Source organism: Aeromonas dhakensis (genome assembly GCF_002285935.1).
Taxonomy (GTDB): domain Bacteria; phylum Pseudomonadota; class Gammaproteobacteria; order Enterobacterales; family Aeromonadaceae; genus Aeromonas; species Aeromonas dhakensis.
This window is the reverse complement of the sequence record NZ_CP023141.1, coordinates 3,240,446-3,258,451: the sequence shown is the minus strand read 5'-3', so window position 1 is coordinate 3,258,451 and position 18,006 is coordinate 3,240,446. Positions and strand designations below refer to the sequence as shown.

The following is an 18,006-nucleotide window of genomic DNA, read 5'->3' as shown; positions in this document are numbered from 1 at the left end:
ACATGACGATGAGCCGTCACGAATGCCAGTCTCGGCCAGCTTAAGAAGATCCTCACCCAAGTCAGCAAGACCGGCCATCCGGTTCCCCTGCTGTTTGGCAATGTAGAGGTCGGCCAACTTGGCCAACTGATCCGCCAAAGCCCCCTCGCCCACAACATCTTCTCGCTCAACCAGAAAGTCAGGCGATGCCTTTTCCTGGTTGAAGTAGTCATCCCATACCCCCTCCCCTTAGTCGATATTCTGAAACCACAGATGTCCCATTTTGAGACAAGAGTCCACTATAAAGATAGTGAAGGCGATGAGTAGTCATCACCACCAGGGGGGCTTTTATAGCCCCCTTTTCTTTTTTAAAAGGCGGGAAATTTATTATTAATTGGCTGCCGATTTTTTAATAAAAAATCTAATTAAAACAAATATTTTGGGTGTTTACATCGTGTCATCCGTGTGTATTATGAGACCTGTGAGGAACCTGTATGCATGTACAGCTCACTTGTTTTAACTACTATAAGAGGCAATTAGTTATGAGTTCAAAATCAGATGACTCGATTGGAATGGCATTGGTGATATGCGGCGGGCTGGTGATCTTGGCGACATGGTGGGTTATGTCCACATTTGAAGTGCCATGGTCGGTAGCCTTGGAAGCGTTGTATAGAATGGTCATATGGGCGCTATTGGTGATCGGTGCGTTCTACCTTCAGGCACAAGATTACCCAGGGAGGATACAAGACAGCTGGCCCATTTTCCTGGGTACCTCAGTGATCGTCTTCTCCCCGATCTTAAAACACTGGGCAGGGGGACGATTTGGCGACCCGCTGTTTATTGAGCCAGCTTGGTACGGAAAGGATGGCTGGCAAATTCTGATGACCGTGGGGGTAATTGCGCTGGGGTATGCGTTGAAGTGGTGGTGGGACAATAAATGATGGGAAGGGCCGCAGCGGCCCTTTTTGCTATATGTTGATGGTCACTGCGCATAAATGCGGATTATGTTGCGGGCGCTCCGGCGTTGGGACGATGCCAGCAAGCTGTCCCACGTCCCTGCCTAGTCGCGTCCCCCTGCCCCTTCGGGATTATCGCAGGGGGAAAACCCTCAACATAATACCGCGGCCACATTATGCGCGGTTGTGAACATGGAGCAATTGAGTGTCCTGGATTGGTTCAACAACACAGGATTGGTTTGCCATGAACGAATCTTTTCCTTTCTGTTATCTCTCACTGTTGAACTTACTCATGTAGCCGATCCAGTGGTTTGTGATTGGCACTCTCGTGACGTTCGCTGTTGCCGGTGTGCAGGTATTTGGAGGTGGTGTCGATGCTGTCGTGGCCGGCATCGGCCTGCACATGGGACAAGGGTCGGCCATTGAGGTTGATGTCGTGAGTGATGCCGGTATGGCGAATGGAGTGCGGCGTCAGGTTGCGCATCTCTGCGGCATCCTGGGCAAAGCCATCCTGTTCCGCCAGCGTAGCGGCCGCCTGAATGACGGCCATCACCAGCTCGCGCAGCTGACGGATGCCGAGGTTGGCATTGAGCTCACCTTGTTCACGGCCGTGGGCTGCGGCCTTGTGGCGTACAAACAGTGGCGTCTGTTCATCGGGTACCGGCAGTGGCGAGAGACCGAGAAACGTCCGGTAGCGTTTGAGGGCCTCCAGCAAGGCATGGGAGACCGCCACGGTGCGGCGCTTGCCACCCTTGCTGCGGGGAATGTAATAACCCCAGACGCCGGTTTTCCCGTCGCGGCGAAACTGCCCCATGACGGGGGTAAAACCGGGTCTTGCCGCCACCTCGGAGATGCGCAGGTAGCAGGCATACATCAGGCTGATCAGAAAGCGGCTGCGCTCGTGCTGCTCCGGTGACTCGGTGGCCAGCCGATCGGCCGCCTGCATCACATAGGACCACTGCAGCTCGCTGAAGGCCTGGCCCTGATCATCCGGCTCCTGCTGTACGGTGCGCTTCACCCGTTGCAGCAGAAGTGCCGGGTTGCGGTCCATGTACTCTTCCTGGATCAAAAACTGGAAAAAGGCCGACAGAATGGCGAGCTTGGTCTTCATGGCTTGCTCACTGAGTCGGTACGGCAGTTCGCGGCCCAGCTCCCGTTTGCCAAGAAAGGGTCGCCACTGGGGATTGGGCAGGCGCTCTCCCCACTCCTTGTCGAGCACGAACTGCGCCACATTGCGATAGGCAATCAGGGCCGCTGGTGGTGACTGGCAATAATCGAGGTAGCGCATCATGATGCGCCGGGTCAGATCCTTTGGGCTGATGCGCATCTCGCCAAAGCACCAGTGCAAGAACGTGGTCAGCTCGCTGCGATAGGTCTTGTAGTTGTTCTCGTTGTTGCGTTGCTCCAGCAGCCAGTCGACGGCGAGCTCGTAGACGATCCCGGCATCGGGTACGTCGGTGAGGCTGAGGTTGGCCAGGTACTGATTGACCTGGGGGTTGCCCGCCTCCAGGTATGCCAAGCCATCGAACAGCGGCATGGCGGGTGGAAGTATGGTTGTGGTCATGGTCTTGCTTGAAATGGTTCTGGCTTGCGGCCTGCTCAAGGGTAATGCCGATAAATGGGGTTATCGGCATCATCGGTGGTGGGAACATGGTCAGGAAACATGGATGCAGTCACCACGTGGAATCACTGCGAACACATTCTTATCCCATTCAATGAATATGCACTTTTGTCAGAAAATTCTCGGGGTAAATAGCCTGAAAATTGACTTTTAATTCTATCTTTTTGAATAAGGAAGTGTTTGGTCGTGACGGCTCGCCCCTTTTCCCTGTCCTTCCTCACCCTGTTATCCAGACGCCTTGCTACGCAACCCGCTTGAGTGACTTGCCTTTGGGTTCGGTTGCTTCACTCTGGGTTTCCTGGCTCTCTGCCTTGTTGCTCCCCTGCCCCTTTCCACCACGCAATACGCTCTGCAGTGCATCCCGCTGTTCGGCCAGATAGAAGGCCAGGCTCTCCTGCTGTTCCGGCTCGAGTGCAATGGGAGCCGCGGCCAGCAGCGTCATCAACTCATCGGCAGTGTCCAGCAGCTTGTCATAGGCGTCAGCCTCTTTCTTGCTGGTAAAGGTCATCTTTTCCACTCCCCCACGAACCACAACATATTTGATCTCAACGGCCATAGTGGCGTCCTCCTTCTGATGGTGAACACAAGTATATGTATGGATATACAGTATTGTAAATAGCCACAGGCAGGTAGGTTTGAGCCGAGACTGACCGAGAGCGGGTTGGCCGTCACATTGATGAAAGGGTCATTTGACTTCCACGCCAAACTGGTCGGATGATTGGGTCATGACGATAACAAAGCAACTACTGATACTGCTGCTGGTTGAGGCGACGCTCCTTGGGAGCATCGCCCACCTTGCCATCGGCCTCTCTTGGGCGCCCTCCATCATGTTTGTGGTGGTAGCCCTGTTGGGGTTGCGCACCCTGGTGGTATTGCTGACCTGGGGCTTTTCCCGTTTCTATCCTGTGCCTGCCATCGGCTGGCGAGCATGGCTGCCCATGGTGGGGCGGGAGATAGTGGCCTACCTGCTGACCTTCACCTGGCTGCTGCCGTTCGAGCGCTGGTTAATGCCGCCCGACAAGTTGACCCCCTCTCCCCTGCCCCTGCTGCTGATCCACGGTTATGGCTGCAGTCGCGGTATCTGGCGGGTGCAGCGGGCACGGCTGGAGGCCGCCGGTCACACGGTGGCAACCGTCACCCTGACTCCTCCCTTTGGCCATCTCGACGACATGGTGCCGCTGTTGGCCAGGCGTATCGACGAGGTGTTGGTCGCCACCGGCGCATCGCAACTGGTACTGATCGGTCACAGCATGGGCGGACTGGTGTGCCGCGACTATCTGGCGGTGGCGGGTGGTGACAAGGTGGCGCAGCTTATCACCCTGGCCACCCCTCATCAGGGTAGCCAGCTCGCCACCCTGGGGCTGGGCGACAATGCCCGCGAGATGGAACCAGGCTCCGGCTGGTTGCAGCGCTTTGCCGCCGTGCCGCTCTGCGTACCCGGCGTCTCGGTGCGCACCAGTCACGACAACTTCGTGCTGCCCCAGTCCCGCCAGCGTCTCGATGGCATGGAGGACGTGGAGCTCGCCGCCCTCGGCCACCTCTCCTTGCTCTACTCCCGTCGCACCACGGCCCTGCTGCTGACCCTGCTCTCCCGCCCGCAGCCGCAAATGAAAAGGGCCTGATTGCTCAGGCCCTTTCCGTTTTTGCTACATCAGTTCGTTGTCATCACCACTAGAAGTGGATCCCCTTGATCAGGGTGGAGACTGCCATCTGATCCGCCGAGGCCTTGGACTCGTTGCCCTCCTTGGGGTCGGAGAAGGTGCGGAAGCTGGTGTTCATGATCACCTGGGCCACCCGCGGTGCCAGGGCATGGATCACCTGGCCGAACACCCCGAGCCGGGTGGCGAGGCGCACGTGCTTGTTGATGATGGTGTCGCACACCAGATCGGCGGCCTCTTCCGGCGTCATCATGGGCACCTGTTCATATACCTTGGTGGGCGCCACCATGGGAGTTTTCACCAGCGGCATGTTGATGATGGAGAAGTTGACCCCCTTGTCGGCAAACTCGGAGGCCGCGGTACGGACCCAGGCATCCAGCGCCGACTTGGAGGCGACGTAGGCGGAGAAGCGCGGCGCATTGGTCAGCACCCCGATGGAAGAGATGTTGATGATGTGCCCCTTCTTCTTCTCGATCATGGTGGGCAGCACCCCCATGATCACCTTGAGGGTGCCGAAGTAGTTGAGCTGCATGGTGCGCTCCAGATCGTGGAAACGGTCGAAGGAGTCCTCGATGGCGCGGCGGATGGAGCGACCGGCATTGTTGACCAGAATGTCCACGCCGCCATGCTCGGCCACGATCTGCCGGGTGATCGCCTCCCCCTGCGCCAGATCGGCAAGATCACCTTGATAGACCTGCAGGGTCAAGCCCAGTTCGGCAAACTCGGCCTGGGTTTCGGCAATCTTGTGCTCGTCCCGGGCGATGGTCAGCACCCTGGCCCCCGCCTCTGCCAGCTTCTTCGCGGTGGCCTTGCCGATGCCGGAGGTGGCACCAGTGATCAGCACCACCTTGCCCTCGACCCGGCCGCGCAGGGTGCGGTCGATGAACAGATCCGGGTCGAGATGACGCTCCCAGTAGTCCCACAGGCGCCAGGCATAGCTGTGCAGCGGCGGCACTTCGATGCCGGTCCCCTTCAGCACCCGCTGGGCCTCGCGGTTGTCAAAACGGGTCGGATAGTTGATGAGCCGGAAGATGTCCTTGGGCAGCCCCAGATCGGCAATCGCCGCATCGCGAATGCGCCGCACCGGGGTCAGCGCCATCAGCATGGTCATCAGATGGCGGGGAATGAAGCTGAAGAGGGCGGCATTGATGCGAATGGCCGGCTCGGGGGCATGGGCCGCCCGGGAGAAGGTGCTCAGCATGTCGCCGACCCGCATGGGGTGCGAATCGGTCAGGTGGAACGCCTTGTTGTCCTCCCCTTCCAGGTGGGCGATGTGATCGATGGCATCCACCACGAAGTTGACCGGCACCAGGTTGATGCGCCCCCCTTCGACCCCGATGGCGGGCATCCAGGGTGGCAGCATGCGGCGCAGCTTCTGGATGGTCTTGAAGAAGTAATAGGGGCCGTCCACCTTGTCCATCTCGCCGGTATTGGCGTCGCCGACCACGATGCCGGGTCGGTAGATGCGCCAAGGGATGGTGCTCTCCTTGCGCACTATCCCTTCGGCCTCGTGCTTGGTCTGGAAATAGGGCATGTCGAGGTGTTCGGCCTCATCGAACATGTCTTCCCGGAACAGGCCGTCAAACAGGCCGGCCACCGCGATGGAGCTGCAGTGATGGAAGCAGCGCACCTTGAGCCGCTCTGCCAGTTGCAGGGCCTGACGGGTGCCCTCGGCATTGACCTGCTGCTGAATGCCCGCCTTGGCGTTGAGATCATAGATGGCAGCGAGATGCAGAAAGTGATCGACCTTGCCGATGAGGGGTTCCAGTTCGCCGTTGCCGACGCCGAGCAAGGGGTGGGTCATGTCGCCCACCACGGCAATGGCGCGATCCTCACCAACGCCCCAGTAGGCCAGCAGGTCGGGTACCCGCTCGAGATGGGCTGCCCGCATCAGGAAATGCACCCGGCTATTTGGACGCTGCAGCAATTTTTTAATCAGCCGGCGGCCGATGAAGCCGCTGCCACCTGTGATGAAATAATCCATGGTATTTATATCCCTTACTGATTGGGCTGTTAGTTGCTGTTAGATATATCACGCTTTTACTGAAAATATTCATTCGAATATCATTCTTCGTGACCCAGTCCAAAATTACCAGGGTTGCCTGTTCCGTTATTAGGTAGAACCCTCTATTTTTTCTCCCTAGACTGAGGATGAAAGTTAAGTAATGCCACAACGAATATACCAAGGTTGTTGTCATTACCATCATCTATATCACGAGTAAGGAGACTGTCATGGCCAAAAAATTGAAAGCACTGGCAAGTTCGGTGACCGACAACCACCTCACTTCCACCATCAAAGAGTCCACCCAGCAGATCTGGCTGGCTGGCCTGGGTGCCTATGCCAAGGCGCAAGAGGAAGGCGGCAAGATCTTTGAAGCCCTGGTTCAGGAAGGGGAAGCCCTGCAAACCCGTACCCGTCAGAGCGCCGATGAGAAGATCGCGGCCATGACCGACAAGACCGCCGGTACTTGGGGCCGTCTGGAGCAGGTATTCGAGGATCGCGTGGCCCGTGCCGTCGCCAGCCTCGGCATCCCGACCCGCAAGGACATCGACAAGCTCTCCAAACGGATGGCCGAGCTGACCGAAGTGGTGCAGCAGCTGATCGATGCCCAGGACGACACTACCCCGGTTGACGAGGCCAAACCTGCTGCCGCAGCGGCCAAGAAGCCGGTTGTCGCCAAGAAGCCGCCGGTCAAGAAAGCCGCCGCCGCACCCGCTCCCGTCGCCAAGGTGAAGGAAGAGGTCAAGGAGCTGGCAACGGAAGTAGAGAACGTGGCCAAGGAGATCAAGGAGAAGGGTGAAACCGCACTCTTCTGATCCCGACCGGCTTGTTCTGACTGATGATCCACCGGCCCATGCCCTCTGCTGGGCCGGTTTTGCGTGATAAGGGAGGCAAATCATGAGCACGATTGCGGTTGCCCTCGCCGGGGGGGGACCTCTGGGGGGGATCTACGAGATCGGTGCCTGCGCCGCCCTGGCCGACAGCATCAAGGGAGTGCGTTTCGAGCAGGCTGACATCTATGTGGGGGTGAGTTCGGGGGCGGTGATCGCCTCGGCGCTGGCCAACGGCATCTCCCCCGACAAGCTGGTGCGGATCCTGCTGAGCGACGACAGTGGCGAGTTCTTCGACCCCTCTACCCTGCTGCGCCCCGCCTTCGGGGAGTATTTTGAACGGCTCACCTCGCTGCCGCCGCTGGCGCTGGCGTGTCTGGCCGACTACCTCTCCTCCCCCTGGAACAAGAGCCTGCTCGGCTCGCTGCAGGGGCTGTCCAAGGCGATCCCCACCGGCATGTTCGACAGCCGCGGGGTGGATCGGATCCTGACCCAGTTCTTCTCGCGCCCAGGTCGCAGCAACGATTTTCGCGAGCTGACCAGCCGGCTGTTCGTCATCGCCACCGAACTCGACACCGGTCGGGCGGTGGCCTTCGGCAGCCCAGGGCTCGACCAGGTGCCCATCTCCGCCGCGGTGCAGGCCTCCGCCGCCTTGCCCGGTCTGTTCCCGCCCTCCCTCATCGATGGTCGCTACTACGTGGACGGCGCGCTCATCAAGACGCTGCACGCCTCGGTGGCGCTGCAGGAGGGGGCCGATCTGGTGTTCTGCATCAACCCGCTGGTGCCCTTTGATGCGGGTCTGGCCAGCGAGCGTCCCGCCAAGCTGGTGGATAGCGGTCTGCCGGTGGTACTGGCCCAGACGTTTCGCGCCATCATCCACTCGCGCATGCACGTGGGGATGGATCGCTACAAGCACCAGTACCCAGAGGCGGATGCCCTGCTGTTCGAACCCTCCCCGGCCGATGGCGAGATGTTCTTCACCAATGTGTTCAGTTATCGGGACCGGCGCCATCTGTGCGAGCACGCCTTCCAGCATACCCGCCGGGATCTGTGGCAGCGGCGGGCCGAGCTTGGTCCCATCCTCGCCAGACACGGGCTGGAGCTGGATCTTGACGCGCTGGCCGATGAGCAGCGCTCCCTGCTGACCCCGGGCATCGGTGCGGTGGCGGCGCTGGATGCCTCACTGACCCAGTTGCAGCACTGGCTGACCCGTCGCTATGGCGACAAGGGCCGGCGTCAACCGAAGGAGTAGCATGGATCGCAAACCCAAGCGGCGTACCAGGGATCGCATCCTGGCCACCGCCCTAGCCCAGTTCAACCTGCTGGGCGAGCCGACCGTCACCACCACCGCCATCGCGGCCGAGCTGGAGATGAGCCCGGGCAACCTCTATTACCACTTTCACAACAAGGAGGAGATAGTCAACGCCCTGTTCGGCGAGTTCGAACAGGAGATGGCCCACCTGCTCGACACCATTACCCCGCCGTTGAACGAGGCGGAGGACATCTGGTTCTTCTTGCACCTGATGTTCGAACTCATCTGGAAGTACCGCTTTTTCTATTACGACATCAGCACCCTGATGAACGGCAACCACAAGGTGGAGCAGCGCTTTTCGGCCCTGCTGCGGCGCAAGGAACTCACCGCCGCCGCCATCTGTCACCACCTCTGGCGCAGCGGTCTGCTAGAAGGCGACGAAGCGCAGGTGACGGCGCTGGCCGCCAACATTGCACTGGTGGGGACCTTCTGGATCTCTTATCAGCGAGCGCTGCATCCGCGGGCCGATGCCGACATCGCCCTCGGCGTTTTTCAGGTGATGGAACTGGTGGCCCCCAGGCTGCGAGCCGATGCCCGCGCCGCGCTCGATGCCATCGCCAGCCATTATCGTCCCGCCACCGTGGCGGGTTGACCGAACCGTGTTTTTTGATTGTGTTTTTAACAGGGAGAATCATATGACCACTTCACAGCCCAACTTCGATTTCACCCCCTTCCCCTGGCCGGAGGCCACCTATGACTATGCCGGGGAGCGCCTTGAGCAGCACTGGGAGCGGCTGCACCAGGGGGATGCCGAGCCCTGGCCCGAAGATGAACAGGTACAGGAGGCCTGGCGCGCCTATCACGCCGGTGATTTCGCCCGGGCCGTCAGCCTGGGGCTGGCCGCCGGCGAGGATGGCCTCAACGTGGCGAACAAGGCGCTGGTGATCCACGCCAGCTACCTGCTGGATGACAAATATGCCAAGCGCGAAGCGTTCGAGCTGGCCGCCAGCAACGCCGAGAAGCTGCAAAAACGTCAGCCAGACAACGTCAACGCCTGGTACTTCCACGCCCTGGCGCTGGGTCGCTACAGCCAGGTGATCTCGGTCTCCAAGGCACTCTCCATCGGCATAGGTGACAAGATCAAGAGCAGCCTGGAGCAGGCGCTGGCGCTGGAGCCTGACCACGGGGAGGCCCATATCGCCTTCGGTGCCTGGCATGCGGAGATCATCGACAAGCTGGGCGCCATGATCGGCGGTATCACCTACGGCGCCAAGAAGGATGAGTCCGAGCGTCACTTCAAGGCGGCGCTGGCCATCATCCCCCACTCAGCCATCGCCCGCATGGAGTACGCCAACGCCATGGTGATGATGCACGGCAAGAGCAAGATGGCGGCGGCCGAGGCACTCTACGGCGAGGCTGCCGAGTGCGAGCCGCTGGATGCCATGGAGCGGCTCGATGTGGAAGCCGCCCGTGAGGAGCTGGAGGAGGAGTAATTCGCCAGACTCATAAAACAAGAGGCCAACCCCCGGGTTGGCCTCTTGCGTTTGAAGCGCGGCGGATCAGCCGTGCAGCAGCTGATCCAGCATGGCGGGGTCGCAGAGCAGATCCGGCTCCATCAGCACCAGCAGCAGCAACTGCTCAAACTCCACCGCGAAGCGCTCGACGATGAGATCCGGGTCCGGCACCCGCTTCTTGTCGGTGATCAGGCCCACCTGCACCTTGTTGTCATAGGAGAGGATGGAGACGCCGACCGCGATATCGCCGGCCTGGGGCACCCAGAACAGCGGCTGGCGCAACCTGGCGCCGGCCAGATAGAGGGTCTGCTGCGGGCCAGGCACGTTGGTGATGACGGCGCTGGCCTTGGCGGAGAGGATGTCGATGGCCTGTTGCTGCACCGCCTTGGGGGCCATGCCCATCACTTCCAGCAGGTTGAGCACCACCGCCGGCTGCAGGGAAGATTTGAGCGCCTGCATCCGATCCCGCACCGCATAGAGGCGTTGCAGCGGATGTTCGATGTTGAGGGGCAGATCCAGGGCCACCAGCCCGAAGCGGTTGCCAAGGGCCCCCTTGTCGTCCGGAGCGCGCATGTTGACCGGCACCAGTGCCCGGATGTCGACGTCGGCCTCGTCGCCCTTCTCCAGCAGATAGTGGCGAAAGGCCCCGGCGGTGGCGGCGATCAGCAGGTCGTTGACCGAGCAGCCGAGCACCCGCCCCACCGCCTTCACGTCCGGCAGCGGGATCTGTTCTGACCAGGCTACCCGCTTGGTGCAGCCGGTCTCTCCCCTGAGCCGGGTATCGGCATCATCGGAGAGGGTGGCGATGGTGTAGAGCTCGGCGGTCACGTCCCGGCTGGTCTTGAGGTAGTCCATCGCCTTGGTGGGGTGGGTCAGCACCTCGACGTATTTGGACCAGAGGGTGCCGGTCAGCTTGAGGCCGGCCCGCAGCAGGCGACTGCCCTGCTGATCGTGCTCTTCGTCGCCGTCGTCGTTGGCCACCGGCTCGGGCTGCGGTCTGGGAGCGGCAACCGGGCTCTCGTCCATCATGGTGAGCATGGCCCGCACCAGGGAGAAGCCGTCCCCCATGGCGTGATGAAAGCGCACCACCAGCGCCTGGCCGCCGAGGGAGGTGTCTACCAGGTGCATCTCCCAGAGCGGACGCTGATGGTTGAGGGGGGTGGAGGCAAAGTCGGCCACCAGCCGCTCCAGCTCGGCCTTGCCGGCCTTGCCCGGCAGGATCACCCGCTTGAGATGCAGGTCGAGATCGAAATCGGGGTCGGTACGCCAGTAGTACTCTCCCCCTTCCAGGCAGGCTTTCTGCGCGAAGCGCGGCTGTACCCGTACGGTGTGCAGCAGGCTCTCGCGCAATCTGGTTTCATCCAGCTGACCGTCGAACATCAGCACGCCGACGATCTGCATCAAGTTATTGGGCCTGTCCATCCGCAGCCAGGCGGTATCGACACAGGAGATGAGTTCACACACAGACATGTATTATCCCTATCGTTTCGCATTATTTGTGCCACATTCCGTTCTGGACGTCGGCGACCAGATAGGAAGCAACAAACAATGTTTTCTTATGTTGGTGAAACTGCACGGCGATTAATTCACGCCAGCCATCCATGACAAAAGCAGAGGCTCTTGTTGCCCCGTAAAATTTAAAAATAAGACTTGTGATATGCCGCCTGAATAATAATCTCCAGGTCGACTGTTTCGCCAAAAGAATATAAGGCGCGCTATTTCACCATTATTTATTGCGCTGGATCAGTCTTTATTGGATTGGTTATCGCCGCGCGGGACAAGGCAGGCGCTGATCGACATATTCGAGGATCTCCTGCTCCAGGACGCTGCGTACCGGTAACAGCATCAAGCCGAGGCGCACTTCCAGCGACAGGGTATCCTCGGTGAGGCAGAGGGAGCCATTGACCCCTGCGCCGCGAAACAGCAAGCGGGTCTCCTCCTCGTCTTCCCACTCGCAGTCGAGTTCGTACTCTTCGCTCATGTCCTGGGCGATGGCTTCGGCGGCGAGCCGAGCGCCGGCGAGGCCGAGCGGGTGTTGACGGCTGACCTGGATGGTCGATAGGTTGCTGCCGGCAAGGGGATCGTATAGAAACATGCTAACTCTCTGAGCGGTGACGACATTTACTGATATTAAACACATGAATCAAACAAGTGAAAGTGATTTGCAACATATTTGGGACTCACTTAACAAAGGCTGTCGAGTAAAAGCTCCATCGATTCCGCCTGGGTTGCCGCCGCGTTACACTGGGCTGGCGGCTCGTGACGAGTAACTCCCGCCCCTCGCCGGCCGCCCGTTTTATCCGTCACAGGCCATGGGATACACCAGAGAACACAGGTCAAGAGAGCAGCAGATGACCCAAGAGAAACAACCATCCGATGACCACCACATGGATGAAGAAAGCACCCTGGGGCGACTCTACCGTCAGCTCAACCAGGTGGCCGCCTTGCGCGAGCAGATGCGCACCCACCCGCAGGATCAGCAAGACAGGGACGCACTGCGCCAATGGCAGGCCGATCGGCTGGGGCGCACTCACCGCGATCTGCTGGAGAGCAAGCGCTACGGCCCGGCTGCGCAGTTTTTCCTGACCGACCTCTACGGGCCGGGGGATTGTGCCCGCCGCGATGCGGACGTGATGCGGGTGATGCCGACTGCCGAGCGACTGTTGCCGGAGTCCGGCCTCAAGGTGCTGGCGCAGGCCATTGAACTCGACGCCCTCTCCGAGGAGCTCGATTACCTGATGGTGGTGGCGCTGCGTCGTAGCGGCAGCATGGCGCGACTGAACGCCAGGGGTTATGCCCTCGCCTATCAGGAGGTGGGTGAAGAAGCGCGCCGCCGTCATCAGTTGCAACTGGTCAACGAGCTGGGGATGACCCTGGACCGGCTGGCCAGAAAACCGCTGCTCGGGGCAACCTTGAAGCTGATATCGGGGCCGGCCCATCTGGCGGGGTTGGGCGAGCTCTTCTCCTTTGTCGAGCGGGGTTACCGGGTCTGTCACCACATGGGGCGGGCCAGCGAGTTTCTCGAGGCCATCGCCAGCCGCGAGACGGCGATCATGCAGGCGTTGCTGACGGGTGATGACACAGTGCTGGATTGACCCTGGGAGTCATGCAGGCACACATGCAGTCAAACATGACAAAGCGGGCCGAGTGGCCCGCTTTCGTTTGTTGATGTGTGCCGATGGATAGCGGTCAGATCACCAGCAGATCCATGAAGGCGTGCACCGGAGTGGCGGCCAGTTGCTTGCCATCCTGGCAGAGGGCCAGGATCGCCTCGGCCCGTCTGGCCGGGAAGCGGGTGGCCAGGTTGTGGCGGAACTTCTCTACCAGCAGCGGGATCCCCTCCTCGCGGCGGCGACGATGGCCGACCGGGTACTCCACCTCCACCTTGGCGGTGTGGGTGCCGTCCTTGAAGAAGACCTGGATGGCGTTGGCAATGGATCGCTTGTCCGCTTCCAGATACTCGCGGCTGTAACGCTTGTCCTCCTGCACCACCATCTTGGCGCGCAGCCCATCGATGCGGGGATCGGCGGCCACGGCGTCCTCGTAATCCTCGGCGATGAGGCGCCCGAAGATGAGCGGCACCGCCACCATGTACTGCAGGCAGTGATCCCGGTCGGCCGGGTTGTTGAGGGCGCCCACCTTGCTGATGATGCGAATGGCCGACTCATGGGTGGTGAGCTCGATGCGGTCGATCTCGTCCAGCCGCCCCTTCACCTGCTCGTGCAGCTTCATGGCACACTCCACCGCCGTCTGGGCGTGGAACTCGGCAGGGTAAGAGATCTTGAACAGCACGTTCTCCATCACATAGCTGCCGTAGCTCTGATGCAGGGCGAACTGGTTGCCCTTGAACAGCACGTCGTAGAAGCCCCACTTGGGGGCCGTCAGAGCGCCGGGATAGCCCATCTCGCCGCTCATGGTGATAAGGGCGAGGCGCACTGCGCGGGAGGTGGCATCCCCCGCCGCCCAGCTCTTGCGCGAACCGGCATTGGGGGCATGACGGTAGGTACGCAGGCTCTGGCCATCGACCCAGGCCTGGGAGACCGCATCGATCACCTGATCGCGGGTCCCCCCCAGCATGTGGGTCACCACGGCGGTACTGGCAACCTTCACCAGCACCACGTGATCGAGACCGACCCGGTTGAAGGAGTTCTCCAGCGCCAGTACCCCCTGGATCTCGTGGGCCTTCACCATGGCCGTCAACACATCGCTCATGGTGAGCGGCGCCTTGCCTTCTGCCACCCGGGTACGGGAGAGCCAGTCGGCGGTGGCGAGGATCCCCCCCAGGTTGTCGGAGGGGTGACCCCACTCGGCGGCCAGCCAGGTGTCGTTGTAATCGAGCCAGCGGATGATGGCGCCGATATCCCAGGCGGCCTTGACCGGGTCGAGGCAAAGCTGGGTACCTGGTACCCGGGCACCATGGGGTACCAGGGTACCGGGCACGATGGGACCAAGGTGTTTGGTGCACTCGGGAAAACGCAGGGCCAAGAGGCCACAGCCCAGGGTATCCATCAGGCAGTAACGGGCGGTATCGAGGGCGGCCTGGCTGGTAATGGGGTGATTGCAGACGTAATCGGCAATATCGACCAGCACCTGATCGGGGTCTGGTCTGTGGTTGACGTCGACGTTGGCGGACATCGTGATTTCCTTATCGTTGTAGTGAATGAAACGGGGTGATGAAACGGCGCCCTGCCCGCCCGCCTGCGCACATCGACCCCGCTGTTGCCGGGGTCGGGTGACGCAATGGGGTGACAGGGCCGCCCATGGTTATCGCTGCTGCAGCGAGACGAAATGCCGGGGCGCCGGGCCGACGTAATCGGCGCTCGGGCGGATGATCCGGTTGTGTTCGCGCTGCTCCATCACGTGGGCGCACCAGCCGGTGACCCGCGAGCAGACGAAGATGGGAGTGAACAGCTTGGTCGGGATCCCCATGTAGTGATAGGCGCTGGCGTGGAAGAAGTCGGCGTTGGGGAAGAGCTCTTTCTCCTCCCACATCACTTTCTCCGCCTCGCAGGAGACGCGATAGAGCCGGTCATCGCCCACCGCCTTGGCCAGCTTGGCCGACCAGTTCTTGATGATGACGTTGCGCGGATCCGAGGTGCGATAGACGGCGTGGCCAAAGCCCATGATCTTCTCCTTGGCTGCCAGCTTGGCCTGCAGCTCGCGCCGCGCCTGGGCCTCATCCTGCCAGGGTTCGATCATCGCCATGGCCGCTTCGTTGGCGCCGCCGTGCAGCGGGCCGCGCAGGGTGCCGATGGCCGCGGTGACGCAGGAGAACATGTCGGAGAGCGTCGAGGCGCAGACCCGCGCCGCAAAGGTGGAGGCGTTGAACTCATGCTCGGCGTAGAGAATGAGGGAGACGTGCATCACCCGGCGCTCCAGCTCGCTCGGCGCCTTCTGGTGCAGCAGCGCCAGGAAGTGGCCGCCGATGCACTCCTCGTCGGTGTCGAGGGCGATGCGCACCCCGTCGTGGCTGAACTTGTACCAGTAAAGGAGAATGCCCGGGAAGGCGGCCAGCAGCCGATCCGCCACCTCATGCTCATGCTCGAAGCCGCCCTCCGGCTCCAGATCGCCGAGCATGGAGCAGCCGGTGCGCAGCACATCCATGGGATGGGCGTCGGCAGGAATGCGCTCGAGCACTTCCAGCAAGGCGGCAGGCAGGGTGCGCAGGCTGCGCAGGGTTCGCTTGTAATCCTCGAGCTGCTGCTCGTCCGGCAGCTCGCCCTTGAGCAGCAGGTAGGCGACCTCTTCGAACTGGGCGCCATCGGCCAGCTCCTGGATGTCATAGCCGCGATAGGTGAGCCCGGTGCCGCTCTTGCCCACGGTGCAGATGCTGGTCTCCCCCGCGCTTTGGCCACGCAGGCCGGCGCCACCCAACGGTTTTTGCTGTCCCATTTTTCCTCCTAGTCCCTGGATGTAAACAGACGGTCCAGCGTCTGCTCGTAGTGGTGATAACCGAGGAAGTCGTAGAGCGACTCCCGGGTCTGCATGGTGTCGACGACGGCCCGCTGATGGCCATCCTGGCGAATGTGTTGATAGACGTTGAGGGCCGCCTGGTTGGCTGCCCGGCTGGCACTCAAGGGATAGAGCACCATGTCGACGCCGTGGGCGGCGAGCGCCTCCTTGTCGAACAGCTCGGTTTTGCCGAACTCGGTCATGTTGGCAAGAATTGGCACCCCAGCCGCCTGCTTGAACAGGTCATACTGGCCGAGCTCGGTCACCGCCTCGGCAAAGATCATGTCTGCCCCGGCGGCCACATAGGCGGCGGCGCGCTCCAGCGCCGGGCCAATCCCCTCCACCGCCAGTGCGTCGGTACGGGCCATGATGACGAACTCGTCGTTCTCGCGGGCATCCACCGCCGCCTTGATGCGATCACACATCTCCTCCTGCGAGACCACCGCCTTGTTGGGTCGGTGGCCACAGCGCTTCTGGGCGACCTGATCTTCCATGTGCACGGCCGCTACCCCGGCTCGCTCGAAGGCGCGTACGGTGCGGGCGATGTTGAAGGCCCCACCCCAGCCGGTGTCGATGTCGACCAAAAGCGGCACACGGGTCGCCGCCGTGATGCGTTCGGCGTCGGTCAAGACGTCGTTCAGGCTGGTCATGCCAAGATCCGGCAGGCCATAGGAGGCGTTGGCCACGCCGGCGCCTGAGAGGTAAATGGCCTGAAAGCCGCTGCGCTCCGCCATCAGCGCCATGTAGGCATTGATGGTGCCGACGATCTGCAGGGGGCGTTCATTGGCGAGGGCAGTGCGAAAGCGCAGACCTGCCGAGGGGGTAAGGCTGGACATCATGACTCCTTTCACTTGTCTGGTTTGACTATCTAATATCACGTTTACGTTAACGTCAATCATACTTTCGTGGCAGACCCCTGCCAGGCAAGACAGGACGCGGCTTTTAGGGTAAATTTCACCAATTCCTTCAACAGGTTGAATCGTAATGTCGGATCCCAATCCCGTGATCGTCTGCCCGGCTTGCGACTTGCTGATCGAACGCAAGTTATTGCCGCTGAGGCGCCACGCCCACTGCCCCCGCTGTCATCAGCATCTGTACGGGCGCTACGCATTTCGCCCCTCCCAGCTGATGGCGCTGACCATCACCGGTTTCCTGTTGCTCCCGTCCGCCTTCTTCGAGCCGCTGATCTACCTGCGCCTGGCCGGTGTCAATTCGGACGCCAACCTGCTCAAGGGGATCCTGGTGCTGCTGCTCGAACACGAGATCTGGGTGGCGGGGCTGGTGTTCTGGTGTGCCGTACTGGCGCCGGTGGGCTTGCTGCTCGGGATCTTTGCGTTGGCCTCGGGCCTTGCCAAACGCTGGCACATACTGGCGCCGACCCTGAAGTCGGTGGAGGTGTTTCGCCACTGGGCCATGCTGGAGGTCTACATCGTCAGCCTGCTGGTCGCCCTGTTCAAGCTGGTCGACATCGCCGATGTGCGTCTCGGCGGCGGCCTGCTCAGCCTGGGGATCCTGATGCTGCTCAACCTGACGTTGCTGATCCTGTTTGACCCCGCCCCCTATTGGGAGCGGGTACCGCTGGAGGAGCCGGACCATGTCCCAGACCAGCGCCCGTGAACTGGGGCTCTGCCGCTGCCACACCTGCGGCCTGCTGGTGCGCTATCAGGCGGGTAGCGTCTGCCCCCGCTGCCACAGCCGGCTGCAAGTGCGCATTCCCCACTCCCTGGCCTGGTCCTGGGGCTTGCTGGCGCTGGCCAGCTTCATGCTGCTGCCCGCCAACCTGCTGCCCATCACCCACTTCTACAACAAGGGATTGTTGCAGTCCGACACCATCTTCAGCGGTATCATGATGCTCTATCGCAGCAAGATGTCGGGGATTGCCACCATAGTCCTCACCGCCAGCATCATAGTGCCGGTGGGCAAGATCCTGGGGCTGGGCTGGATTTGCTGGCAACTGCAGCGCAGCAAGCCGGTGCGGCGCAAACGCCAGCTCATCATGTATCGCATCATCGACTTCATCGGCCGCTGGTCCATGCTGGACTTGTTCGTCATCTCGCTGATGGTGGCCCTGGTGGATCGCGGGGTGCTGCTCAACGTGCGGGCCGGCCCCGGCGCCACCGCCTTTGCCGGTGTGGTGGTGCTGACCATGATGTCGGCCCGCATGCTGGACACGCGCCTGCTGTGGGACAAGGCGGCCCGTTAGGGCGCGGCAGTGTTAACCTGTTTTCTTCTATCTGAATGC

General features: G+C 61.2%; 17 protein-coding genes. 9 read left to right on the top strand and 8 right to left on the bottom strand.

Features of this window, described 5'->3' with window-relative positions; all coding sequences use genetic code 11:
* Positions 1-473: 473 nt before the first annotated feature.
* A complete protein-coding gene (locus tag CK627_RS15160) occupies positions 474-920 on the top strand; it encodes a hypothetical protein (protein WP_095592772.1) in 447 nt (148 codons plus the stop codon).
* A 301-nt stretch (positions 921-1,221) separates the two neighbouring features.
* Here the strand turns inward: CK627_RS15160 and CK627_RS15155 are convergent, their stop codons facing one another.
* Together CK627_RS15155 and CK627_RS15150 are read right to left on the bottom strand one after the other, a co-directional pair.
* Positions 1,222-2,499 (bottom strand): tyrosine-type recombinase/integrase, encoded by a 1,278-nt coding sequence (locus CK627_RS15155; protein WP_095592771.1) that lies wholly within the window; start codon positions 2,497-2,499, stop codon positions 1,222-1,224.
* Positions 2,500-2,797: 298 nt separating this feature from the next.
* Positions 2,798-3,112, bottom strand: a complete 315-nt coding sequence (locus CK627_RS15150) for a YebG family protein (RefSeq protein ID WP_005300837.1) — start codon at positions 3,110-3,112, stop codon at positions 2,798-2,800.
* 169 nt (positions 3,113-3,281) lie between these two features.
* Here CK627_RS15150 and CK627_RS15145 point away from each other — a divergent pair, with 169 nt between their 5' ends.
* Positions 3,282-4,178 carry an esterase/lipase family protein gene (locus CK627_RS15145; protein ID WP_095592770.1) on the top strand — a complete coding sequence of 299 codons (897 nt, stop codon included), beginning with the start codon at positions 3,282-3,284 and terminating at the stop codon, positions 4,176-4,178.
* Positions 4,179-4,227: 49 nt separating this feature from the next.
* Here the strand turns inward: CK627_RS15145 and CK627_RS15140 are convergent, their stop codons facing one another.
* Positions 4,228-6,198, bottom strand: a complete 1,971-nt coding sequence (locus CK627_RS15140) for an SDR family oxidoreductase (RefSeq protein ID WP_017788059.1) — start codon at positions 6,196-6,198, stop codon at positions 4,228-4,230.
* A 248-nt stretch (positions 6,199-6,446) separates the two neighbouring features.
* Here CK627_RS15140 and CK627_RS15135 point away from each other — a divergent pair, with 248 nt between their 5' ends.
* From CK627_RS15135 to CK627_RS15120, 4 genes are all read left to right on the top strand, one after another.
* Entirely contained in the window at positions 6,447-7,031 is a 585-nt protein-coding gene (locus CK627_RS15135) for a phasin family protein (protein ID WP_017782867.1), read from the top strand.
* A gap of 82 nt (positions 7,032-7,113) precedes the next feature.
* Entirely contained in the window at positions 7,114-8,298 is a 1,185-nt protein-coding gene (locus tag CK627_RS15130; protein ID WP_095592769.1) for a patatin-like phospholipase family protein, read from the top strand.
* Position 8,299: 1 nt separating this feature from the next.
* Positions 8,300-8,950, top strand: coding sequence for a TetR/AcrR family transcriptional regulator (locus tag CK627_RS15125; protein WP_095592768.1), 651 nt, complete (start codon positions 8,300-8,302; stop codon positions 8,948-8,950).
* A gap of 43 nt (positions 8,951-8,993) precedes the next feature.
* Positions 8,994-9,791, top strand: a complete 798-nt coding sequence (locus tag CK627_RS15120; protein WP_095592767.1) for a tetratricopeptide repeat protein — start codon at positions 8,994-8,996, stop codon at positions 9,789-9,791.
* A 66-nt stretch (positions 9,792-9,857) separates the two neighbouring features.
* Here the strand turns inward: CK627_RS15120 and CK627_RS15115 are convergent, their stop codons facing one another.
* Together CK627_RS15115 and CK627_RS15110 are read right to left on the bottom strand one after the other, a co-directional pair.
* On the bottom strand, positions 9,858-11,282 hold the full coding sequence (locus CK627_RS15115; protein ID WP_095592766.1) for a wax ester/triacylglycerol synthase family O-acyltransferase: 1,425 nt from the start codon (positions 11,280-11,282) through the stop codon (positions 9,858-9,860).
* Positions 11,283-11,574: 292 nt separating this feature from the next.
* Positions 11,575-11,952, bottom strand: coding sequence for a polyhydroxyalkanoic acid system family protein (locus CK627_RS15110; RefSeq protein WP_017764503.1), 378 nt, complete (start codon positions 11,950-11,952; stop codon positions 11,575-11,577).
* Positions 11,953-12,163: 211 nt separating this feature from the next.
* On the opposite strand from CK627_RS15110, the gene CK627_RS15105 reads away from it, so the two are divergent.
* Positions 12,164-12,907: a DUF8198 family protein gene (locus CK627_RS15105; RefSeq protein ID WP_095592765.1), complete on the top strand. Its 744-nt coding sequence runs from the start codon at positions 12,164-12,166 to the stop codon at positions 12,905-12,907.
* A gap of 94 nt (positions 12,908-13,001) precedes the next feature.
* Here the strand turns inward: CK627_RS15105 and CK627_RS15100 are convergent, their stop codons facing one another.
* The 3 genes from CK627_RS15100 to prpB form a co-directional block, all read right to left on the bottom strand.
* The gene (locus tag CK627_RS15100) at positions 13,002-14,447 is read right to left on the bottom strand and encodes a bifunctional 2-methylcitrate dehydratase/aconitate hydratase (RefSeq protein WP_095592764.1); all 1,446 of its coding nucleotides are present in this window, start codon (positions 14,445-14,447) and stop codon (positions 13,002-13,004) included.
* 129 nt (positions 14,448-14,576) lie between these two features.
* A complete protein-coding gene (prpC, locus tag CK627_RS15095; RefSeq protein WP_095592763.1) occupies positions 14,577-15,704 on the bottom strand; it encodes a bifunctional 2-methylcitrate synthase/citrate synthase in 1,128 nt (375 codons plus the stop codon).
* Between the two features lie 8 nt (positions 15,705-15,712).
* Positions 15,713-16,600, bottom strand: a complete 888-nt coding sequence (gene prpB, locus CK627_RS15090) for a methylisocitrate lyase (RefSeq protein ID WP_095592762.1) — start codon at positions 16,598-16,600, stop codon at positions 15,713-15,715.
* 148 nt (positions 16,601-16,748) lie between these two features.
* On the opposite strand from prpB, the gene CK627_RS15085 reads away from it, so the two are divergent.
* Together CK627_RS15085 and CK627_RS15080 are read left to right on the top strand one after the other, a co-directional pair.
* Complete coding sequence (locus CK627_RS15085; RefSeq protein ID WP_095592761.1) at positions 16,749-17,381, top strand: paraquat-inducible protein A; 633 nt, start codon at positions 16,749-16,751, stop codon at positions 17,379-17,381.
* On the top strand, positions 17,359-17,967 hold the full coding sequence (locus CK627_RS15080; protein WP_010633988.1) for a paraquat-inducible protein A: 609 nt from the start codon (positions 17,359-17,361) through the stop codon (positions 17,965-17,967). The genes CK627_RS15085 and CK627_RS15080 overlap by 23 nt, the downstream gene beginning before the upstream one ends.
* The last annotated feature ends 39 nt before the right edge of the window (positions 17,968-18,006 follow it).